Raw genomic sequence first — 19,979 nt, 5'->3', positions numbered from 1 at the left:
GGAGCGGAATCTGGAGGACGTTTCCGGAGAGGACTCCGGGCGAGTTGACGGCGGCGCCCATGGCGCCCGAGTCGGCGATGGCGGCGCGGGCGGCTCCGGCTCCCTCGCGGCGACCGGCTCGTCCACCCCGACCGGCCTCCTCGTCGGCGCCGCGGGCGCCCTCGCGGCAGCGGGCGCGGCCACGGTCGTCGTCGCCCGTCGCCGTACCCGGGAGTCCTGACCCGGTTTCCCCCGAAAGAGGGCAGGGCCGCACCCGATTTCCGGGTGCGGCCCTGCCGTCGTCTCCATGAGTGCTTCAATTTCCGCCATGAACACGACCTCGGCAAACGCCGCCACCGACATCGACGTCCTCCGGGTCTTCTGCGCGGGCGACGGCCGGTACGGCAACGCCCTCGGAGTCGTACGGGACACCAGGGGCCACCCCGACGAGGCCTCGCGGCAGGCGCTCGCCAAGCAGCTCGGCTACAGCGAGACGGTGTTCGTGGACGACCCGGAGCGCGGGATCGTCGACATCTACACGCCCGGGGCGCGGCTGCCGTTCGCCGGGCATCCGCTGGTCGGCACCGCCTGGCTGCTCGATCTGGAGGTCGTCCACCCGCCCGCGGGGGAGGTGTGGGTGCGCGGCGACGGCGAGTTCACCTGGATCGAGGCGCGCGCCGAGTGGGCGCCGCCGAGGACCCTGCGGCAGTACGCCTCCGCCGCCGAGATCGACGCCCTTGAGGTGCCGGAGCCGGGGGAGTGGATCTACGCCTGGGCCTGGGAGGAGGAGGCGGCGGGCCGGGTCAGGGCGCGGGCCTTCCCCGGGCGCGGCGACGGCATCGACGAGGACGAGGCGACCGGCGCGGCGGCGCTGCTGCTCACCGCCCGCCTCGGCAGGGCCCTGAACATCACGCAGGGCCGGGGGTCGCAACTGCTGACCGCCCCCGGCCCTGACGGGATCGTGGAACTGGGCGGACGGGTCCGCCTGGAAGGAGCGCTCAGGCGCTGAACGCCCGCGGCGCCCTCGGGGCGGGCCCGTGAGTCCGCCCCGGGGAGCGCTCAGGCGCTGAGCGGGAACTCGCCGCCCAGCTGGTGGAAGACCGCGCTGTTGAAGTCGAACGCGCGCTTGCACTCGTCGACGATCCGCTGCTTCTCCAGGTCGTCGGCGTTCACCTCGTCGAGCAGCTCCCGGTAGGAGCGCTTGAAGGCGGCGGGGTTGGAGATCCCCTCGAACACGTAGAAGCGGACGCCGTCGCCCTTGCGCTCGAAGCCCCAGGTGCGCTCGGCCTTGTCGCGGATGATCTGGCCGCCGGAGAGGTCGCCCAGGTAGCGGGTGTAGTGGTGGGCCACGTATCCGGCGGGCCACTCGCGGGCGCACTCGGCGACCCGCTCGGCGTACGCGAGGGTGGCGGGCAGCGGGGTGAGGCCGGAGCGCCAGTCGGCGCCGCGCAGATGGGCGAGGTCCTGTTCGAGGGCGGTCGTGCGGAACAGCTCGGGCTGTATGAACGGCCCGGCGACCGGGTCGCCGCTCAGGGCCTCGGCGCCGTCCTCAAGGGCCCGGTACACGTACCACAGCTGCTCGGTGTAGCGGGCGTACGCGTCGACGCCGAGCCGCCCGCCGAGCAGGTCGCCCATGAAGGAAGACGTCTCCGCTTCGGTGTGCTGGGCGTGCGAAGCCGTGCGGATGAGCGTCGAAAAGGGCGTGGTCAAGGCGTGCCTCCGGGACCGATGGGACGGGAACCAGTGACGATCCTGCCAAGTAAGGCTTGCCTAAGTCAACTGGTTCCCGACGTCCTGTCGGTAAAAGGGATACCCCGAGGGGCGGTCAGGGCAACGTAAGGATTTCGGCCCCGTCGTCGGTGACCACCAGCGTGTGCTCGAACTGGGCGGTCCGCTTGCGGTCCTTGGTCACCACGGTCCAGCCGTCCTCCCACATGTCGTAGTCGTGGGTGCCGAGCGTCAGCATCGGCTCGATGGTGAAGGTCATGCCCTTCTTGATCTCGGTGGTGTGGTGGGGGGAGTCGTAGTGCGGCACGATCAGGCCGGAGTGGAACGAGGTGTTGATGCCGTGTCCGGTGAAGTCCCGGACGACGCCGTAGCCGAAGCGCTTGGCGTACGACTCGATGACCCGGCCGACGATGTTGATCCTGCGGCCCGGCCGGACCGCCTTGATCGCCCGGTCGAGGGCCTCCCGGGTCCGCTCCACGAGCAGCCGCGACTCCTCGTCGACGTCCCCGCAGAAGTAGGTGGCGTTGTTGTCGCCGTGGACGCCGCCGATGTACGCGGTGACGTCCAGGTTCACGATGTCGCCGTCCCGCAGGACGGTGGAGTCGGGGATCCCGTGGCAGATGACCTCGTTGACCGAGGCGCACAGCGACTTGGGGAAGCCCCGGTAGCCGAGGGTGGAGGGGTAGGCGCCGTGGTCGCACATGTACTCGTGCGCGACCCGGTCGAGCGTGTCGGTGGTGACGCCGGGAGCGATGTGCTTGGCGGCCTCCTCCATCGCCCGCGCGGCGATGCGGCCGGCGATCCGCATCCGCTCGATGGTGTCGGAATCCTGCACCTCGGGCCCGGTGTACGGGGTCGGGGCGGGCTTCCCGACATACTCGGGGCGGCGGATGGAGCCCGGAACGGGACGATGGGGGGACAGCTCCCCCGGAACGAGAAGCGACTGGCCAGACATGCCGGCGAGTCTATCGACCGGGTCTGGGGCAGCATGGTCTCGGAGGAAGGAGCCCACGACGATGGCCCTGTTCAAGAAGCGCACCGCGGGCAAGCCGGGCGAGTGGTACTACTGCCTGGAGCACAAGAAGGTCGAGGAGGGCCCCGAGTGCCCGGCGAAGAACCGGTTCGGCCCGTACACCACCCGTGAGGAGGCCGCCCACGCCATGGACACCGCCCGCGAGCGGAACCTGGAGTGGGAGACCGACCCCCGCTGGCACGACAAGCGCCGGACCGGGGAGGACCCGGAGAAGTAGCGCCCGCCACCGGACGGCCACGGCCACCGCGCCCGTCCGGCGGACCGCCGTGGCCACCGCGCGTCACCAGACCGCCGTGGCCACGGCCGCCCCGGCGAAGGAGAGCCCGGTGCCCAGGAGCACGCTGACCGCGAGGTAGGTGCCCGAGAGGAACAGCCGCCCCTTGTCGGCCAGGGTGAGGACCTCGTACGAGAAGGTGGACCAGGTCGAGAGGGCCCCGCAGAAGCCGGTGGCGAGCAGAAGCTGGGCGTGCCGGTCGAGATGCCCGCCGGTGGCCGCCTCGGCGAGGAAACCGAGCAGGAGACAGGCGGCCGAGTTCGCCGCGAGCGTCCCGAACGGGAACGGCGTGTGGATCCGCGCCTTGACCGCCACCCCGGTGAGATAGCGGGTCGGCGCGCCCACGAGCCCCCCGGCCAGGACGAGCAGGACGTCCCCGGTCACGCGGCGGCCCCGGGGCGGGAGGCGGGCAGGACCGCGTGGACGGCGGCGACCCCGGCCCAGACGCCGAGCAGGGCCGCGACGACGGTCAGCAGCAGATAGCCGACGGCGGTGCCGGGCGCGCCGTCGCGCACCAGCTCGCGGACGTTGTCCGTGTAGTGCGAGAACGTCGTGTAGCCGCCGAGGAAGCCCGTTCCGATCAGGGCCCCGGCGAGCCGCTTGACCAGGGCGGAGCGGGTCGCCAGGAAGGTCATCAGGGCGCCCATCACCAGACAGCCGGTGGCGTTGACCAGCAGGATCGGCCAGGGGAACTGCGTGCCGTGGACGGGCCACGCGCTCTCGATGCCGTAGCGGGTCGTCGCGCCGAGCGCGCCGCCGACCGCCACGGCGGCGAGTACCGGCCCCTGCCCGCCCGGCGCGTGCTCGGAGTGGTGGTGCCCGAACGGGCGGATCGGCAGGTCGTGCCGGGTGAAGTAGGGATTGGCCATCGAGGGTGCTCCTTTCGCCGCCCCGCCCGTCGGCTTCTCCGCCCCCGCCCACCAGGGCCGTTCAGGCGAAAGAGGGCGGAGGTCGACCCTCACGGTGGGCGGGTGCGCGGGGATACGGGTAGAGATGAATACCGTAGATATCGCCTCTTACCCATTGAATTCACGTGATCTGCCGATTGCGGGACATTCGGGAGATACTGTGACATGTAGTGACGTGCAGGCAGCCCGGCGCGCGCTGGATCGCGAGCCGCTCGCCTATCTGGTCGCCTCGCTGCGCGGAGTGGGACAGGTCGACCTCCAGCCGCAACTGCTCACGGGCGCCCTCATCCTCGCCGCGCTCTGGGCGGGAGGCTGGCGCATCGGCCTCTTCGCCACCCTCGGAACACTGATCTCCACGGCCACCGCCTACGCCCTCGACGTCGACCGCGGCTCCATCTCCCAGGGCCTCCAGGGCTATTCGGGCTGTCTGACCGGCATCGCCCTGGTCGTCTCGCTCGGCCACCACCCGGCGACCTACGTCCTCACGGTGGTCGGCTGCGTCCTGTGCACGATCCTCACCGCCGCGCTCGCCACCCTGCTCACGCCCTACGGACTGACCCCGCTGACCGCGCCGTTCTGCCTCGTCTCCGGCGTGATGGTGCTCGGCGCGCCCTCCTTCGCCCGCATCTGGCACGGCGCGCCCTCGCCCGTCGCCGACCCGACCTCCGGCGACACCGGCATCGCCTTCTCCGACCTGTGGCACGCCTTCTTCGCCAACGTCTCCCAGATCTTCCTGGTGAACAGCTGGTACGTGGGCCTGATCATGCTCGTCGGCCTGGCCTTCGCCGGGATCCGCGTCGTCCTCGCCGCCGCCCTCGGCAGCGTCGCCGGAATCGTCGCCGCCTGGGCCCTCGGCGCCCCCACGGCCCTGATCGCCGACGGCATCTACGGCTACAACGCGGTCCTGGTCGGCATCGCCGTCGGAGCGGTCTTCCTCGCCCCCACCCTCTGGAACGCGCTCTACGCGCTCTTCGGCGCGGCCGTCTCCACCGGCCTCACCGCCTCGATCACCTCTTTCTTCACCCCCTTCCACGGCCACACCTTCACCTGGCCGTTCATCCTCACCACCTGGGCCCTGATGGCGGCCGTCCCCCTGCTGCCCCGGCTGCGCCCCGCCGCCTGAAACCGCCCCCCCACCCGTCCCAAGGAAGGCACTCCCGATGAACCTCGCCCCCCGCGAGCTGGACAAGCTCGTCGTCTACGTGGTCGCCGACCTGGCCCGCAAACGCCGGGACCGCGGGCTGAAGCTGAACTACAGCGAGTCCGTCGCCCTGATCACCGAGGCGATCCTGGAAGCCGCCCGCGACGGCAAGTCCGTCGCCGACTGCATGGAACTCGGCCGGCACGTCGTCGGCGAGGACGTCACCATGCCCGGGGTGCGGGAGATGCTCGGCCTGCTCCAGGTCGAGGCCTCCTTCGTCGACGGGACCAAGCTGGTCTCCGTCCACGACCCCATCGGCGGCTGACCCGTGGACGCACGCGTCCGGGTCCTCGCGGTCTGCGGCCACGAGGCCGACCAGGGGGTGGCCCTGCGCGGTCTCGCCGGGCCCGGCACCCGCGTGGTCACCAGCGGCCGGGCGCTCTACCGGGCCCTGTCCGCCCGGCCCGCCGGGCAGCCCGCCGTCGTCGTCCCGATGACCCTGGGCCGGGAGCCCGGTTTGGTGGCCGAGACCGCCCGCACGGTACGGGCCCTGCCCGCCGGGCCCCGCGGAGGCGTCGCCGTGGCCGAGGCGTTCGGCACGGCCACGCATCTGACGGGCTGGCTCCGGACGGCGGCGCACACCCGCCCCGACGACACCGCGCTGCTGCTCGCCGCACCCGCGGGGGACCCGTTCGAGGACGCCGAGCTGTACCGGGTCGCCCATCTGGTGCGGCGCCACGGACACCACCGCCTCGTGGAGGTGGCCCTGATCGGCGGCGAACCGGGCCTCGCCGAAGGGGTACGGCGCTGCGCCGCCCTCGGGGCCCGTACGGTCACCGTGCTCGCCGCCTCGCTCGTGGAACCCGTACCGCCGCCCGCGCCCCCCGGCGTCCGGGTGCTCGGCGCCGGGCCGCTGCTCGGCCCCGCCGCGATCGACGCGGTGCTCGGGGCCCGCGTCGCCACCGCCCTGCACCTGCTGCGCGAGCACGGGGACGACGGCGTACGACGGGCCCTCGCCGCCGCCGAAGGACACGGCCTCGGCCATGCGCACGGCCCCGGCGCGGACCACCACCACGGACCCGAAGACCCCCACGACTCCGGCGGCGGGCCGCACCACGGCTCCTCGCACGCCCCCGCGCACGGACACCCGCACGCCCCCGCGCACGGCCACGAGCCGGTGGGGCAGCCCGCCCCCGAGCGCCGCGCGCCGACCCCGTACCCCCACCGAGAACCGTCCCCAGAAGCTCGCCCGGCCTTCCTGGCGGGCACAAGGAGTTCCCCGTGACATTCCGCCAGAAGTACCTGTACGGCGAGGATCCGATCGAGATCAACGCCGGTCGCCGCACCGTGCGGATCGAGGTCGAGAACACCGGCGACCGGGCGATCCAGATCGGCTCGCACTACCACTTCTTCGAGGTCAACCCGGCCCTGCGGTTCGACCGCGACCGGACCCTCGGCATGCATCTGAACATCGCCTCCGGGACCTCGGTGCGGGTCGAGCCGGGCGGCACCCGCGAGGTGGAGCTGTGCGAGTACGCCGGCACCGGCCGTCTCGTCGGCTTCAGCGGCCTGCTCAACGGCAGCGTGGTCTCCCACCCCGTCCGCATCGCCGCCTTCCACAAGGCCCTGGAGCAGGGCTTCCAAGGGGCCGCCGAGCCCGGCACGGAGAAGCCGAAGGGCGGCGGCAAGGGAAAGGACCAGGCGAAGGGCCAGGGGAAGGGCGGCCAGGGCGGGGGCCCCGGGAAGGACCAGGCGAAGGGCGCCCCGAAGGGCTCCGCGAAAAGCGCGAAGAAGGACTCCCAGAAGGGCGCGAACTGATGCCGATCCTGAGCCGCAAGCAGTACACCGACATGTTCGGGCCCACCGTCGGCGACCGCTTTCACCTCGCCGACACCAATCTGATCGTGGAGGTCGAGAAGGACTTCAGCGAGGGCCAGTACGGCGACGAGATCGTCTACGGCGGCGGAAAGTCCATGCGGGACGGCATGGGCGCCGACCCCCAGGCCACCGCCGCGCAGGGGGCCCTGGACACCGTCATCACCAACGTGGTGGTGATCGACCCGGTCATCGGCGTGGTCAAGTGCGACATCGGGATCAAGGACGGCTTCATCGCGGGCATCGGCAAGTCCGGCAACCCGCAGACGCAGAACAACGTCCACCCGGACCTGGTCATCGGCCCCGGCACCGAGGCCATCTCGGGCGAACACCTGATCGCCACCGCCGGGGCCATCGACACCCACGTCCACCTGATCTCCCCCCAGCAGGCGCAGCAGGCCCTGACCAACGGCATCACCACCCTGATCGGCGGCGGCACCGGCCCCTCCGACGGCAGCAACGGCACCACCTGCACCCCCGGCCCCTACAACATCGCCCGGCTCCTCCAGGCGTGCGAGGAGGTGCCGGTCAACATCGGCGTCATGGCCAAGGGCAACGGCAGCCTGCCCGGCGCCCTGGACGAGCAGATCGAGGCCGGAGCCTGCGCGCTCAAGGTGCACGAGGACTGGGGCGCCACCCCCGCCGTCATCGACGCGGCCCTCTCGGTGGCCGACCGGCACGACGTCCAGGTGGCCATCCACACCGACAGCCTCAACGAATCCGGCTTCTTCGAGGACACCCGCTCCGCCATCGACGGCCGGACCATCCACACCTTCCACTCCGAGGGCGCGGGCGGCGGCCACGCCCCCGACATCCTCCGGGTCACCGGCGAGCCCAACATCCTGCCCTCCTCCACCAACCCGACGCTTCCGTACACGAAGAACTCGGTGGACGAGCTGCTCGACATGGTGATGGTCTGCCACCACCTCAACCACGACATCCCCGAGGACGTGTCCTTCGCCGACAGCCGGGTGCGGGCGGAGACCATCGCCGCCGAGTCCGTCCTGCACGACCTCGGCGTGATCAGCATGTTCTCCTCCGACTCGCAGGCCATGGGCCGGGTCGGGGAGTCCGTCACCCGCGCCTTCCAGACCGCGCACCACTGCAAGGACAAGCGCGGACCGCTGGACGGCGACAGCACGCGCAACGACAACCAGCGGGTGCTGCGCTTCCTGGCGAAGGTGACCATCAACCCGGCCATCGCGACCGGCATCTCCGAGCACGTCGGCTCCCTCGAACCGGGCAAGCTCGCCGACATCGTGCTGTGGCCCATCCACGGCTTCGCCGCCAAACCCAAGATGATCATCAAGGGCGGGATCATCTCCTGGGCCCAGATGGGCGACCCCAACGCCTCCCTGCCCACCCCCCAGCCGGTCCTCTACCGCCCGATGTTCGGCCAGTTCGGCCGGGCCCAGCAGGCCACCCACGTCACCTTCATGTCGCAGGCGGGCATCGCGGCGGGCGTCCCCGGGGAACTCGGCCTGGAACGCCGGATCCTTCCCGTACGCGGCACCCGGGTCATCGGCAAGCACAACATGGTGCGCAACAACGCCCTGCCGAAGGTCGAGGTCGACCCGGAGACCTTCAGGGTCACCCTGGACGGCGAGGTGGCCACCATCGAACCGGCCGAGACGCTGCCGCTCAACCAGCTGTACTTCCTGGTGTAGCGGAGATGTACCTCAGCCCGGACGGCACCCTGGACACCACGGGCCCCTCCGCCGAGCCCCCGCCCGGCCACGAGGACACCCCGCCCCCGCCCCCGTCCGGTGTCCCGGACCTCACGGGCCGGTCCTCCGAGCAGCACCCGCTCGGAGGGCTGCCCGCCCTGCTCACCAGCCTCCAGCTCGCCGACTCCGCGTTCCCCAGCGGCTTCTACACCCTCTCGCACAGCCTGGAGGGGTACGCCCAGGCCCGCGCCGTCACCCCGGACACCCTGCCGGAGCTGCTCGCGGACCTGCTGCGGCACGCGGTCGGACCCGGCGACGCCACCGCCCTCGCCCTCGCCCACCGGGCGGCCCTCGACGGGGACCTGGAGACGGCCGCCGGGGTCGACCGGCGCCTGTACGCGGGCAAGCTGAGCCGCGAGACCCGGCAGGCGGCCACCCGCACCGGACGCCAGCTGCTCGACCTCGCCGCCGAGGTGTTCGGACACCCGCTGGTCGCCGCCTATCTGGCCCGGGTGGCGGACCGCCGGGCCCCCGGCACCCAGGCGGTGGCCGCCGGGCTCGTCTACGCGACGGCCGGAGTGCCCGCCGCCCACGCCGTCGCCGCCGACCTGTTCGCGTTCGCCGCGAGCTTCGCCGGAGCCGCGCTACGGCTGCGGCTCACCGACCACCGCAAGGCGCAGGTCCTGCTGCGCGGCGCGGCACCCGTCATCGCGGAGACCGTCCGCGCCGCCCTCACCCGGGGCCCGGACGATCTGGGCTCCACCGCCTTCACCTCCGACATCATGTCGGGCCGTCACGAGCGCGCCGACGCCCGGCTCTTCGCCAGCTGACCCCCAAGGGAAGGAACACAGTGGACGACAACGTCCTGCGCATCGGCATCGGCGGACCGGTCGGCTCCGGCAAGACCGCGCTGATCGAGGCGCTCGTGCCGGTGCTGATCGCCCGGGGCCACCGCCCCGCCGTCATCACCAACGACATCTACACCCAGGAGGACGCCCAGCACGTCCGCCGCACCCTCGCCGGGATCCTCGACCCCGAACTGGTCGTCGGCGTGGAGACCGGCGCCTGCCCGCACACGGCGGTCCGCGACGACCCGACGATGAACCTCGCCGCCGGAGCCGAACTCCTGGAGCGCTTCCCCGAGGTCGACACCCTGCTCTACGAGTCCGGCGGCGACAACCTGACGCTGACGTTCAGCCCCGCCCTCGCCGATGTCTTCGTCTTCGTCCTCGACACCGCAGAGGGCGAGAAGATGCCCCGCAAACGCGGCCCCGGCATCACCGAATCCGACCTGCTGGTCATCAACAAGATCGACATCGCGCGGTACGTACGCACCGACATCGGCGTGATGGAGTCCGACGCGCACAAGGTCCGCGAGGGACGGCCCGTCATCCTCACCGACTCCCTCGCAGGAACCGGCATCGAGGAACTCGCCTCCTTCCTCAACAGCCGCCGCAAGGCGCTGATCTGAGGTGACCTCGGCCCCGCCCCGGCCGGCCGTCGACCGGCTCGCCGCCGCCCACTACACGGCAGGCCGCCTCCCTCCCGAGGTGGCCGTCCTGGCCGCGCGCCCCGACACCCTCGCCCCCGGCGCCCCCGCCAAGGTCGGCGTCCTCGATCTGGCCTTCGCCGTCCGGGGCGGGCGCACCGAACTCGTACGCCGCTACCAGAAGACCCCGCTCCAGATCATGCGCCCGCTGTGGATCGACCCGCTGCGCCCCGACACCGCCTACGTCTATCTGATGGCCACCGGCGGCGGCGTCGTCCAGGCCGACCGCTACCGGATCGACGCGCACTGCGGACCCGGCGCCCACGTCCACCTCACCACCCAGGCGGCCACCAAGATCTTCCGGATGGAATGGGACTACGCCAGCCAGCTCGTCCACCTCGGCGTCGCACCCGGCGCCTATCTGGAGTACCTGCCGGACCCGCTGATCGCCTTCCGCGAATCCCGCTTCTACCAGCGCACCCGGGTCACCGTCGCCCCCGGCGCCACCGCCGTCGTCGGCGAGACCCTCACCGCCGGACGCCTCGCCCGAGGCGAGCGCCACGACTACCGGGTCCTCGCCTCCGACCTGGAGATCACCCGCCCCGACGGCACCCTGCTCGCCCTCGACACCCAGCGGCTGCTGCCCGGCGCCGACCGCCGGGGGGTCACGGGACCCGCCGTCTTCGCCGGACACGACCACCTCGCCACCCTCTTCGTCGTCAGCGACCTGCGGCCCGCCCGGGAGATCGCCGACACCCTGCACCGCGCCCTCGACGGCCGGGACCTCACCTACGGCGTCTCCGTCCTGCCCGAGGAGTGCGGCGCCTGGCTGCGCCTGGTCGAGGACAGCCCGGTGCGCACCGCGGCCGCCGTCGCCGCCGCCTGGCGGGCCGTACGGCTGCTCCTCACCGGCAGCCCCGCGCCCGACCTGCGCAAGACCTGACAGCCCGCCACCCCGAGGAAGTGCCCATGCTCTCCGCGCCCCCGCCGATGCCCCCGGCCTACAACGCCGGCGACACGGCCTGGCTGCTGGCCTCCACCGCCATGGTCCTGCTGATGACGCCGGGCCTGGCGTTCTTCTACGGCGGCATGGTCCGCGTCAAGCACGTCCTGATGATGATCAAGATGAGCTTCGCGGCCCTCGCCTTCGGCAGCCTCGTCTGGTGGGCCCTCGGCTACACCCTGGCCTTCGGGCCCGACGCGGGCGGGGCGGGGATCATCGGCACCCTGGACCACGCCTTCCTGCGGGGCATCGAGATCAACACGCTCAGCGGCGCCATCCCCACCTACATCTACGCCACCTTCCAAATGGGCTTCGCCGTCGTCACCGTCGCCCTCATCAGCGGTTCCGTCGCCGACCGCGCCCGGATGAAGGGCTGGCTGGTCTTCGTACCGCTCTGGCTGCTCGTCGTCTACGCGCCCGCCGCGCACTGGGTGTTCTCGGCGGACGGGTGGATCCAGGGCAAGCTCGGCGCGCTCGACTTCGCGGGCGGGCTGCCCGTCGAGCTGAACTCGGGCGCCGCCGGGCTCGCCGTCGCCCTCGCCCTGCGCGGGCCCCGGGGCTGGGCCCGCAGGGAGGAGCGCCCCAACAACATCCCGCTGGTGGTCATCGGCGTGGGGCTGCTCTGGTTCGGCTGGTTCGGCTTCAACTCCGGCTCCGCCCTCAGCGACCAGGGCACCGCCGCCGCGGCCTTCCTCAACACACAGCTCGGCGGCGCCGCCGCGATGGTCACCTGGCCGCTGGTCGAGAAGTGGCGGACGGGGAAGGTCACCACGACCGGCGTGGTCTCGGCCGGGGTCGCCGGGATGGTCGCCATCACCCCCGCCTGCGGCGAGATCAACCCCCTCGGCGCCGTGATCACCGGCCTGGTCGCCGGTCTCGTCTGCGCCTTCGCCGTCACCCTCAAGTACCGCTTCGGGGTGGACGACACCCTCGACGTCGTCGGCGTCCACGGCGTCGGCGGCGTCATCGGCCTCTTCATGGTCGGCCTCTTCGCCACCGCCCGGATCTCCGGCCACAAGGGCCTGTTCTACGGCGGCGGCTGGGGGCTGCTCGGCAAGCAGGTGGTCGCGATCCTCGCCATGGCGGCCTTCTCCTTCCTGCTCACCTGGCTGCTCGCCAAGCTCGTCGACGCCACCGTCGGCTTCCGCGCCGCCACCGAGTACGCCACCGTGCCCGGCGCGGAGGCCGAGACCGCCTACGACACCCTCACCGCCGACCGCCTCGGCGCCCTCGTCGGCGAGACGGCCACCCGCACCGACGACGAACTCGTCCGGCAGATCTCCCGCCTGATCCGGGCCCGCCAGGCCGACAAGTGACGGCCTGGCGGACGGTCAGCGACGGCCGGGCGCGGGTGGCTCGGGTACGGGCGGCTCGGGTACGGGCCACAGCAGGCGGGCGGCGAGCAGCGCGAGGACGGCGCCCAGGACGCTCAGCCCGGCCCGGATGCCCGCCGCGTACCACGGCACGTGCCGGGCGAAGTCGGCCAGCGGCAGCATCAGGAGCGGGGACGCGAGCGACCAGGAGAGGGAGTCGACGGGCGCCCACGCGTACCCGGCGGCCCCCACGAGTCCGATCACGACGGCCACGGTCACCGGGCCGGGGCGCAGCAGCAGAAGGACGGCGGCGGCCACCCCGCCGAGGGTGTTGCCGAGGACGCGCCGCGCGCCCTTGAGCCGGGTGGCGCGGGCGGTGGGCCGGGTGGTCTGGAGCACCGAGGTGACCAGCCAGTGCATCTCGCCGCCGAGCAGCCCGCCGAGCGTCAGGAGGCTGGAGACCGCCCCGGTGAGCACGGTCAGCCGAGCGGCGTGCCGCCATCCCCCGGGGGCGGAGGCGGGGGCGGCGGGCGCGGTCGACGTGCTCGACGTGGCCGGTGCGGCCGGCGCGGACGTCACGGGGGAGGGCATCGAGGCGCCGGAACGGTGACGGCCGCTTCCCGCAGGCATCGAGGCGCCGAGACGGTGGCGCCCCCACCTCGGGAGCAGCAGGGCCGAGGCCCACAGTCCGCCCGCGAGCTGTTCGAGACCGGGTACGGCCGGGGCGGCGCCGCTGCCGGTGATGCCGACCAGGAGAACGGCCAGCGGGGCGGTGGTGCCCACCCGGGGGAGCAGTGCCCCCGCGGCGGCCGTCGCGGTGACACCGGCGACCAGGAGCCAGGCGTGTCCGCCGATCAGCCAGACGTAGATTCCGGCGCCGGTCAGACAGGCGGTGCGGGTCAGCAGCGTCCGCGCGCGCTCCGCGAGGACGCGGCTGCGCAGCGGCGGCATCGCCACCAGGACGACCGAGAGCGCGAGCGAGGCCCCGATCTCCGGCCGTCCCGCCGCCACCGCGCCCAGCATCGGCAGGGCGAGGGCGCAGCCGAGCGCCGCGCCCGCCGCCGGGTCGGCCCGTCCGGCGGGGTGCCACAGGACCGCCCGGACGCGACGGGGCCACCCGCCCCGGCGCCCGGGGCGGGCGGGGGGCGCCGTCAGTGGTGGAACCCCGGGGTCTGCTCCTCGGAGGGCATCGGGCCGGGCAGCCGGTCGAGGAACGCCACGGCGCTGCGGATGTCGTCGAGGAGGGCGCGGGCGAGGTCCATGCTGAGTCCGTTGCGCACGACCACGCGCTGCACGGTCACGTCGTCCAGGTCGTCCGGCAGTTTGTAGGCGGGGACCTGCCAGCCCTTCATGCGCAGCCGGTCCGAGAGGTCGTGCAGCGTCCAGTTCTTGGTGTGGCCGGCTTTCTGCCGCCAGGCGAAGACGGGGATGTCCGAGCCGTCGTTCCACAGCTCGAAGGCGTCGAGGCCGTCGACGCCCCTGGCGAGGAACCGGGCCACGTCCTGACTGGTCTTCTGCACGGACCGGTAGCCGATCCGGCCCTGCCGCAGGAACTGGTAGTACTGGAGCAGCACCTGGGCGCCGGGGCGCGAGAAGTTGAGCGCGAAGGTCGGCATGTTCCCGCCCAGATAGCTGACCTGGAAGATCAGCTCCTCGGGGAGCAGGTCGACGGTGCGCCACACCACCCAGCCCAGACCGGGGTAGACGAGCCCGTACTTGTGGCCGGAGGTGTTGATGGAGTGGACGCGCTCCAGACGGAAGTCCCAGAGCAGGTCGGGCTGGAGGAACGGGGCGATCATCGCGCCGGAGGCGCCGTCGACATGGACGGGGACGTCGAGACCGGTCTCGCGCTGGAGGGCGTCGAGCGCGGCGGCGATCTTGTCCACCGGCTCGTACATGCCGGTGTACGTCACGCCGAGGATGGCCACCACGCCGATGGTGTTCTCGTCGACGTAGGAGCCCAGATCGTGCCCGTCGAGGCACTTGTGCTCCTCGGTGATGGGCACGTACCGGGCCTCGACCTCCCAGTAGTTGCAGAACTTCTCCCACACCACCTGGACGGCGGAGGACATCACGAGGTTCGGCCGTTCGGTGCTCTTGCCCGCCGCCTTGCGGGCCTGCTGCCAGCGGCGTTTGAGCGCCAGACCGGCGAGCATGCAGGCTTCGGAGGAGCCGATGGTGGAGGTGCCGATGGTGCCGGTGGGGTTCGGCGCGTGCCACAGGTCGGCCAGCATCTTCCAGCAGCGGTCCTCGATCGCGGCCGTCAGCGGGTACTCGTCCTTGTCGATCATGTTCTTGTCGAAGGCTTCGGTGTAGAGCTTCGTCGCGTACGAGTCCATCCAGGTGCCGACGAACGTCGCCAGGTTCAGCCGCGCGTTGCCGTCGAGCATGATCTCGTCGTGGACGATCTGGTAGGCCGTCTCGGGGAGCATGGACTCGGTGGGGATACGGAACTTGTCCGCCACCGCGACCTCTCCCGGACGGGCGAACAGGGGGTTCACCGCCACGACGCCGTCGTCGGACATGACACGCCTTCCTGTCGGGGTGTTGTGTCCCCATCGTTCCTTTCGTCGCGGTGGTCCGCCGTGTGGATCTGGGCCATTCGGACCCTCAGGCGGTCCCCGCCGCCTCCCGCTGGGCCCTGCGGCGCAGCGCGTCCTCGTCGGTCTCGGAGTCGTACGTCAGAAGGCGCGGCAGCGCCAGACAGAGCAGGCCCACCGAGGCCACACAGGCGACACCGCCGGTCCAGACCGCCGTCCGGGTGCCGGTCCAGCCCGCCATCACCCCCGCCCTGACCTGTCCGAGCTGCGGGCCCACGCTGTACGAGAGCACCTCGATGCCCGCGAGCCGGCCGCGCAGCTCCTCCGGGATCGTCTGGTTCCAGATCGTCGCCCGGCCGAGCCCGCTCAGCATGTCCCCGGCGCCCGCGAACGCCAGACAGAGCAGCACCGCCCACACGTTCCCGAACCAGCCCGCCGCCGCGATCGCGAGCCCCCACCCGGCGGCGCCGCCCACCACGAGCAGCCCGTGCCGCCGCACCCTCGACGTCCAGCCGCTGGTCAGCCCGAGGACCAGGGAGCCCACCGAACCCGCCGCGTACATCAGGCCAAGGGACCAGTCGGCGTCCAGCTCGTCCGCGAGGAACGGGAAGATCGTGTTCGGGAAGGCGAAGAACATCGCCGCCAGGTCGATCGCGTACGTCCCCAGGAGCACCGGGCGCGACCAGGCGTACCGCGCGCCCTCCGCGATGCCCCGCAGCGAGGGCTTCTCCGCGTCGTGCGCGGGCGGGGCGGGGGAGAGCCGGGTGCACAGGAGCACCGAGACCGCGAAAGCGCCCATCGTCACCGCGTACGCGGGCGCGTGACCGGCGTACGCCACGACCAGACCCGCGAGTGCCGGGCCCGCGATCGAGCCCATCTGCCAGCGCAGCGAGTTCAGCGCGGCGGCGGCCGTCTGGTGCTCGTGCGCCACGATCCGGGCGAGCAGCGAGTCGAGGGCCGGCCGCTGGAGCCCCGCGAGCGCCGAGACGCCCGCCGCGACCACGTACAGCGGCCACAGCGGCGGCTCCGGCAGCAGCGCGTTCACCAGGAGGACGAGCGCGAGGAGCCCCAGGCCCGCCTCGGTCGCCAGGATCACCTTCCGCCGGTCCACCGCGTCCGCGAGGGCCCCGCCGTAGAGCCCGAACACCACGAGCGGCACCAGCTCCACCGCACCCATCGCCCCCACCGCGAGCGGCGAGCCCGTCAGCTCCTTGATCTGCAAGGGCAGGGCGATCATCGCCATGGCACTGGCGAAGTACGTGACGAGCCCCTGCACCCAGAGGAGCCGGAAATCCGCCGAGGCACGCCAGGGGGCGAGGTCCGGCAACAGGCCGGCGAGCTTGGAACGCGAGAAGGACACGAGGGGCCATGCTCCGGGGGCCGGGGAAACGGGGCAAGCGAATTTGACCGGGGCCGGGGCCGGGGCCGGGGCGGGGGTGGGGCCGGGGCGGGGGTGGGGGGTGGTGCGGTGCGGTGCGGGGCGGTGCGGGGCCGGGCAGGGGCTCTTGGGCGTGCCCGGCCCCTTGGCCTACCGGGGCCCGGCCCCCGCCCGCCTCGCTTACGTGGCCCGGCGCATGAGGCAGGCCCGGCTCGGGTGGGGGCCCGGCGTCTACCAGCGGGTCGGTGGTGGTGACGTCAGGCGGTCCGTGAGGGACGAGAGGCGGTCGCGGAAACGGCGGTCCGCGCGGGGGGACGGCAGGCTGTTCTCCCCGGCCGCCGCGCTCACCAGGTGCTGCACCATGTCCAGGTCCACCCCCGCCCCCTCCGCCACCGTCAGCGCCTCGTGCGCGAGGCCCCGCACCTCCGTGTCGCCGCCGTCGAGCGACAGCACCGTCGCCCCCGCCCGCCGGGCGTCGTACACGCGCTGGAGCAGCCCCTCGTCCGGCCGCTCCGGCGCCACCACCAGCAGCGTCGCCCCGCGCCCCGCCGCTTCCAGCCGCCCGAGGCCCACCGCCAGATGCGCCGGGGCGTCCGGCCGCACCCGGTGCCGCACCAGCGTCGGCGCCAGCTCCGGCAGCCCCGACCAGGCGGCCTCGTCGACCAGATGCGCCGCCAGGTGCCAGGGCTCGTACGCCTCCGTGCCGACGAGCAGCAGCCCGCCCCGGCGCGGGACCACCGAGGACCGGAGCGCCCCCGCGAACCGGCGGGCGGCCCCCGGCCACTCCGTCCCGGCGAGCACTTCCCGCAGCAACGCGACCCGTACGGCATCCATGGGCCCGCATTCTGCACGGGCCGGGGGCATGTGCGGGGACGGTCGTCAGGGATCCACCCGTACGGGGATTCGTACCGGCCCGGGGTACCTACGGGAAGGCCCGTACGGGTTCCACCCCTACGGGCCTTCCCCCGCCCCGGCCGGTCGGTAGTGTCGGCGCCATGACTTCCTCCAGCGACTCCAGCGACTCCAGCGACCCCACGGGCACCAGCGACTCCACCGGCACCACCCCCGCCGACCCGGCCGCTCCCGCCGCCCCCGTCAAGGCGGCCGCCAAGGACCCCTGGGACCTCCCCGACGTCTCCGGGCTCGTCGTCGGCGTCCTCGGCGGCACCGGCGACCAGGGCCGGGGCCTCGCCTACCGGTTCGCCAAGGCCGGTCAGCGGGTCGTCATCGGCTCCCGCGCCGCCGACCGCGCCCGCGAGGCCGCCGACGGGATCGGCCACGGCGTCGAGGGCGCCGACAACGCCGAGTGCGCCCGCCGCAGCGACATCGTGATCGTCGCCGTCCCCTGGGACGCCCACGCCAAGACGCTGGAGTCGCTGCGCGAGGAACTGACCGGCAAGCTCGTCGTCGACTGCGTCAACCCGCTCGGCTTCGACAAGAAGGGCGCCTACGCCCTCAAGCCCGAGGAGGGCTCCGCCGCCGAGCAGGCCGCCGCGCTGCTCCCCGGCTCCCGGGTCACCGCCGCCTTCCACCACCTGTCGGCCGTCCTCCTCCAGGACACCTCCCTCGCGGAGATCGACACCGACGTCATGGTCCTCGGCGAGGAGCGCGCCGACGTCGAGACCGTGCAGGCCCTCGCGGGCCGCATCCCCGGCATGCGCGGGGTCTTCGCGGGCCGCCTCCGCAACGCCCACCAGGTCGAGTCGCTCGTCGCCAACCTGATCTCGGTGAACCGCCGCTACAAGGCCCACGCGGGGCTCAGGGTCACCGACATCTGAGCACCGGCCGAGAGCCGGTCCCGGCGGGGCGGAGGGCATGGGGGACACTGGACGGGCACCGACAGCCGTTCCCGGACAGGAGCCGACCCATGCCCCGCCTCGCTCTCTACGCCCTCGTGGTCTGCGCCCTCGCCGTCATCGCGGCCGTCGTCTCCTTCGTCGAGGGCAGCTTCCTCGGCGTCGTCTGGATCCTGATCGCCGGCCTCTCCTCCAACATGGCCTGGTACTACCTCCGCCGCGCCAAGGTCGAGAAGGCCGCCGCCGCCGAGGCCGCCGCCCAGGTCTGACCGGGCCTGACCAGGCCCGACCGGGTCCGGCCGGATCCGCCGGACTCCGCGAGTCCGGCATGATCCGAAAGACACGGTCTAGACCCGGCAGAACTCCGGCGCATCCTCCCAGAACCGGAACAGCCGCGAGCCGCAGAACCGGGTGATCTCCGGCACGCCCAGCACCCGCAGCAGCGCGTCGACCCCGTCGAAGAAGGCCGTGTTGACCGCCGGGACGAACAGCAGCGCGATCACCACGAAGAAGCCGTACGGCGCGAACGGCTCGACCTGCCGCTTCACCCGGTACGACAACCAGGGCTCGACCACCCCGTAACCGTCGAGCCCCGGCACCGGCAGGAAGTTCAGGAGCGCCGCCGTCACCTGGAGGAACGCCAGGAACGCCAGCGCGTACACGAAGGCGGTCGGCACCCCGTCCAGCGCCCCCAGCCAGAACGGGGCCGTGCAGACCACCGCGAACAGCACGTTCGTCAGCGGGCCCGCCGCCGAGATCAGGCTGTGCTTCCAGCGGCCCCTGACCCGGCCCCGCTCGATGTAGACCGCGCCGCCCGGCAGACCGATCCCGCCCATGATCACGAAGAGCACGGGCAGGACGATGCTGAGCACCGCGTGGGTGTACGCCAGCGGGTTCAGGGTCAGATACCCCTTCGCGCCCACCGTGATGTCCCCGCTGTGCAGGGCCGTACGGGCGTGCGCGTACTCGTGCAGACAGAGCGACACCACCCACGCCGAGGTCACGAAGAGGAAGACCGCCAGACCGGGCAGGGCGGCGAAGTCCGTCCACACCGCCCACCCCGTGACGCCCATGACGGCGACGATCGCCAGGAAGACGGGGCTGATCCGCCGCTCGTGGTGCCGGGTGGTGGCCGTGGTCATCGCGGAAGCTCCCAGGGAGGTCGGGGCGGAGGTAAGGGGGGAAGGGGACGGGGAAAGGGAAGGGGAAGGGGTGTGGGTCGGGACAGGGCCGGGTTCCGGGTTTCGGGTTTCGGGGCCGGGTTCGGGGTTTCGGGGGCGGGTTCGGAGGTCCGGGGGTGGGGCGGGATCGAGGCCGGGGACGGGATCGTACGGTGCCGGTGTGCGGGAAACGTACCGGGCCACGGGGTGAGTTCCACGGCAGGACGTCCGCTCACGGAGAATGGGTCCGTGCGCTACTCCGTCCTCGGCCCGACCCTCGCCCACGCACCCGACGGCACCGACGTGCCCGTCGGGGGCCCCCGGGTGCGTGCGCTGCTCACCGTCCTCGCGCTGCGGGCGGGCAGGACCGTGCCCGTCTCCGCGCTCGTCGAGGAGGTCTGGCACGGGGACGAGCCGCCCGCCGACGCCGTCGCCGCGCTCCAGGCCCTCGTCGGACGGCTCCGCAAGGCCCTCGGCCGGGACCGGATCGTCTCCGCCGACGGCGGCTACCGGCTCGACGCGCGCCCCGAGGACGTCGACGCCCGACGCTTCGAGCGCCTCGCCGCCGAGGGACTCGCCGCCTCCGGCGCCGGGGACCCCGCCAGGGCCGCCGCCCTCCTCGACGAAGCCCTCGGCCTGTGGCACGGCCCCGCCCTCGCCGACCTGCCGGACCGGGACGCGGAGGCCGCCCGCTG

The 19,979-nt window shown here is 72.9% G+C and carries 24 protein-coding genes; 14 read left to right on the top strand and 10 right to left on the bottom strand.

Annotation, left to right across the window (positions count from 1 at the left end):
* On the bottom strand, positions 1-79 hold a 79-nt coding region (locus BU197_RS30815), incomplete at its 3' end, for a chaplin family protein (RefSeq protein WP_411158537.1).
* A gap of 228 nt (positions 80-307) precedes the next feature.
* Between BU197_RS30815 and BU197_RS26400 the strand changes: the two genes are divergently transcribed.
* Positions 308-988, top strand: a complete 681-nt coding sequence (locus tag BU197_RS26400) for a PhzF family phenazine biosynthesis protein (RefSeq protein WP_188270811.1) — start codon at positions 308-310, stop codon at positions 986-988.
* Between the two features lie 50 nt (positions 989-1,038).
* Here BU197_RS26400 and BU197_RS26395 read toward each other — a convergent pair whose 3' ends face one another.
* Complete coding sequence (locus BU197_RS26395) at positions 1,039-1,689, bottom strand: heme oxygenase (biliverdin-producing) (protein ID WP_188270810.1); 651 nt, start codon at positions 1,687-1,689, stop codon at positions 1,039-1,041.
* A 115-nt stretch (positions 1,690-1,804) separates the two neighbouring features.
* Positions 1,805-2,662 (bottom strand): type I methionyl aminopeptidase, encoded by an 858-nt coding sequence (map, locus tag BU197_RS26390; RefSeq protein ID WP_188270809.1) that lies wholly within the window; start codon positions 2,660-2,662, stop codon positions 1,805-1,807.
* Between the two features lie 61 nt (positions 2,663-2,723).
* Here map and BU197_RS26385 point away from each other — a divergent pair, with 61 nt between their 5' ends.
* Complete coding sequence (locus BU197_RS26385) at positions 2,724-2,957, top strand: hypothetical protein (protein ID WP_188270808.1); 234 nt, start codon at positions 2,724-2,726, stop codon at positions 2,955-2,957.
* 63 nt (positions 2,958-3,020) lie between these two features.
* Here BU197_RS26385 and BU197_RS26380 read toward each other — a convergent pair whose 3' ends face one another.
* Both BU197_RS26380 and BU197_RS26375 read right to left on the bottom strand, forming a co-directional pair.
* Positions 3,021-3,398 carry a fluoride efflux transporter FluC gene (locus BU197_RS26380; RefSeq protein WP_188270807.1) on the bottom strand — a complete coding sequence of 126 codons (378 nt, stop codon included), beginning with the start codon at positions 3,396-3,398 and terminating at the stop codon, positions 3,021-3,023.
* Complete coding sequence (locus tag BU197_RS26375) at positions 3,395-3,883, bottom strand: fluoride efflux transporter FluC (protein ID WP_188270806.1); 489 nt, start codon at positions 3,881-3,883, stop codon at positions 3,395-3,397. Before BU197_RS26375 ends, BU197_RS26380 begins: the two co-directional genes overlap by 4 nt.
* Positions 3,884-4,097: 214 nt before the next feature.
* Here BU197_RS26375 and BU197_RS26370 point away from each other — a divergent pair, with 214 nt between their 5' ends.
* Genes BU197_RS26370 through BU197_RS26330 form a run of 9 tightly spaced genes read left to right on the top strand, consistent with a single transcriptional unit; the run spans position 4,098 to position 12,413 of the window.
* A complete protein-coding gene (locus BU197_RS26370; RefSeq protein ID WP_317452145.1) occupies positions 4,098-5,045 on the top strand; it encodes an urea transporter in 948 nt (315 codons plus the stop codon).
* A 37-nt stretch (positions 5,046-5,082) separates the two neighbouring features.
* Positions 5,083-5,388 carry an urease subunit gamma gene (locus BU197_RS26365; protein ID WP_188270804.1) on the top strand — a complete coding sequence of 102 codons (306 nt, stop codon included), beginning with the start codon at positions 5,083-5,085 and terminating at the stop codon, positions 5,386-5,388.
* 3 nt (positions 5,389-5,391) lie between these two features.
* Positions 5,392-6,348, top strand: coding sequence for a cobalamin biosynthesis protein CbiX (locus BU197_RS26360; RefSeq protein WP_188270803.1), 957 nt, complete (start codon positions 5,392-5,394; stop codon positions 6,346-6,348).
* The gene (locus tag BU197_RS26355) at positions 6,345-6,881 is read left to right on the top strand and encodes an urease subunit beta (RefSeq protein ID WP_188270802.1); all 537 of its coding nucleotides are present in this window, start codon (positions 6,345-6,347) and stop codon (positions 6,879-6,881) included. Before BU197_RS26360 ends, BU197_RS26355 begins: the two co-directional genes overlap by 4 nt.
* Positions 6,881-8,605, top strand: coding sequence for an urease subunit alpha (gene ureC / locus BU197_RS26350; protein ID WP_188270801.1), 1,725 nt, complete (start codon positions 6,881-6,883; stop codon positions 8,603-8,605). The genes BU197_RS26355 and ureC overlap by 1 nt, the downstream gene beginning before the upstream one ends.
* A gap of 5 nt (positions 8,606-8,610) precedes the next feature.
* Positions 8,611-9,435 carry an urease accessory protein UreF gene (locus BU197_RS26345; RefSeq protein WP_188270800.1) on the top strand — a complete coding sequence of 275 codons (825 nt, stop codon included), beginning with the start codon at positions 8,611-8,613 and terminating at the stop codon, positions 9,433-9,435.
* 20 nt (positions 9,436-9,455) lie between these two features.
* A complete protein-coding gene (gene ureG, locus BU197_RS26340; RefSeq protein WP_188270799.1) occupies positions 9,456-10,076 on the top strand; it encodes an urease accessory protein UreG in 621 nt (206 codons plus the stop codon).
* A gap of 1 nt (position 10,077) precedes the next feature.
* Positions 10,078-11,037: an urease accessory protein UreD gene (locus BU197_RS26335; RefSeq protein ID WP_188270798.1), complete on the top strand. Its 960-nt coding sequence runs from the start codon at positions 10,078-10,080 to the stop codon at positions 11,035-11,037.
* A gap of 26 nt (positions 11,038-11,063) precedes the next feature.
* Positions 11,064-12,413, top strand: a complete 1,350-nt coding sequence (locus BU197_RS26330; protein WP_188270797.1) for an ammonium transporter — start codon at positions 11,064-11,066, stop codon at positions 12,411-12,413.
* A gap of 15 nt (positions 12,414-12,428) precedes the next feature.
* Here the strand turns inward: BU197_RS26330 and BU197_RS26325 are convergent, their stop codons facing one another.
* From BU197_RS26325 to BU197_RS26310, 4 genes are all read right to left on the bottom strand, one after another.
* Entirely contained in the window at positions 12,429-13,433 is a 1,005-nt protein-coding gene (locus BU197_RS26325; RefSeq protein ID WP_188270796.1) for an FUSC family protein, read from the bottom strand.
* A gap of 128 nt (positions 13,434-13,561) precedes the next feature.
* A complete protein-coding gene (locus BU197_RS26320) occupies positions 13,562-14,935 on the bottom strand; it encodes a glutamate decarboxylase (protein ID WP_188270795.1) in 1,374 nt (457 codons plus the stop codon).
* An 85-nt stretch (positions 14,936-15,020) separates the two neighbouring features.
* The gene (locus BU197_RS26315) at positions 15,021-16,310 is read right to left on the bottom strand and encodes an MFS transporter (RefSeq protein WP_188270794.1); all 1,290 of its coding nucleotides are present in this window, start codon (positions 16,308-16,310) and stop codon (positions 15,021-15,023) included.
* A gap of 249 nt (positions 16,311-16,559) precedes the next feature.
* Positions 16,560-17,162, bottom strand: coding sequence for a hypothetical protein (locus BU197_RS26310; RefSeq protein ID WP_188270793.1), 603 nt, complete (start codon positions 17,160-17,162; stop codon positions 16,560-16,562).
* A 161-nt stretch (positions 17,163-17,323) separates the two neighbouring features.
* Here BU197_RS26310 and npdG point away from each other — a divergent pair, with 161 nt between their 5' ends.
* Together npdG and BU197_RS26300 are read left to right on the top strand one after the other, a co-directional pair.
* The gene (gene npdG, locus BU197_RS26305) at positions 17,324-18,106 is read left to right on the top strand and encodes an NADPH-dependent F420 reductase (RefSeq protein ID WP_188270792.1); all 783 of its coding nucleotides are present in this window, start codon (positions 17,324-17,326) and stop codon (positions 18,104-18,106) included.
* Between the two features lie 89 nt (positions 18,107-18,195).
* Positions 18,196-18,393 carry a hypothetical protein gene (locus tag BU197_RS26300; RefSeq protein WP_188270791.1) on the top strand — a complete coding sequence of 66 codons (198 nt, stop codon included), beginning with the start codon at positions 18,196-18,198 and terminating at the stop codon, positions 18,391-18,393.
* A gap of 78 nt (positions 18,394-18,471) precedes the next feature.
* On the opposite strand, the gene BU197_RS26295 is transcribed toward BU197_RS26300, so the two are convergent.
* Positions 18,472-19,266 carry a site-2 protease family protein gene (locus BU197_RS26295; protein ID WP_188270790.1) on the bottom strand — a complete coding sequence of 265 codons (795 nt, stop codon included), beginning with the start codon at positions 19,264-19,266 and terminating at the stop codon, positions 18,472-18,474.
* 267 nt (positions 19,267-19,533) lie between these two features.
* On the opposite strand from BU197_RS26295, the gene BU197_RS26290 reads away from it, so the two are divergent.
* The coding region (locus tag BU197_RS26290; protein ID WP_188270789.1) for a BTAD domain-containing putative transcriptional regulator at positions 19,534-19,979 on the top strand (446 nt) is incomplete at its 3' end.

Origin of the sequence: Streptomyces sp. CBMA291 (assembly GCF_014596525.1) — a bacterium.
Lineage (GTDB): Bacteria > Actinomycetota > Actinomycetes > Streptomycetales > Streptomycetaceae > Streptomyces.
This window is presented reverse-complemented; position numbering and strand designations above follow the sequence as displayed.

Excerpts from the sequence above, each read along its gene's own strand:
- BU197_RS26385 (WP_188270808.1), top strand. The coding sequence starts at position 2,724 with ATGGCCCTGTTCAAGAAGCGCACCGCGGGCAAGCCGGGCGAGTGGTAC.
- BU197_RS26345 (WP_188270800.1), top strand. The coding sequence starts at position 8,611 with ATGTACCTCAGCCCGGACGGCACCCTGGACACCACGGGCCCCTCCGCC.
- BU197_RS26375 (WP_188270806.1), bottom strand. The coding sequence starts at position 3,883 with ATGGCCAATCCCTACTTCACCCGGCACGACCTGCCGATCCGCCCGTTC.
- BU197_RS26295 (WP_188270790.1), bottom strand. The coding sequence starts at position 19,266 with ATGACCACGGCCACCACCCGGCACCACGAGCGGCGGATCAGCCCCGTC.
- map (WP_188270809.1), bottom strand. The coding sequence starts at position 2,662 with ATGTCTGGCCAGTCGCTTCTCGTTCCGGGGGAGCTGTCCCCCCATCGT.
- BU197_RS26310 (WP_188270793.1), bottom strand. The coding sequence starts at position 17,162 with ATGGATGCCGTACGGGTCGCGTTGCTGCGGGAAGTGCTCGCCGGGACG.
- ureC (WP_188270801.1), top strand. The coding sequence starts at position 6,881 with ATGCCGATCCTGAGCCGCAAGCAGTACACCGACATGTTCGGGCCCACC.
- BU197_RS26365 (WP_188270804.1), top strand. The coding sequence starts at position 5,083 with ATGAACCTCGCCCCCCGCGAGCTGGACAAGCTCGTCGTCTACGTGGTC.
- BU197_RS26400 (WP_188270811.1), top strand. The coding sequence starts at position 308 with ATGAACACGACCTCGGCAAACGCCGCCACCGACATCGACGTCCTCCGG.
- BU197_RS26325 (WP_188270796.1), bottom strand. The coding sequence starts at position 13,433 with ATGCTGGGCGCGGTGGCGGCGGGACGGCCGGAGATCGGGGCCTCGCTC.
- BU197_RS26330 (WP_188270797.1), top strand. The coding sequence starts at position 11,064 with ATGCTCTCCGCGCCCCCGCCGATGCCCCCGGCCTACAACGCCGGCGAC.
- BU197_RS26300 (WP_188270791.1), top strand. The coding sequence starts at position 18,196 with ATGCCCCGCCTCGCTCTCTACGCCCTCGTGGTCTGCGCCCTCGCCGTC.
- BU197_RS26320 (WP_188270795.1), bottom strand. The coding sequence starts at position 14,935 with ATGTCCGACGACGGCGTCGTGGCGGTGAACCCCCTGTTCGCCCGTCCG.
- npdG (WP_188270792.1), top strand. The coding sequence starts at position 17,324 with ATGACTTCCTCCAGCGACTCCAGCGACTCCAGCGACCCCACGGGCACC.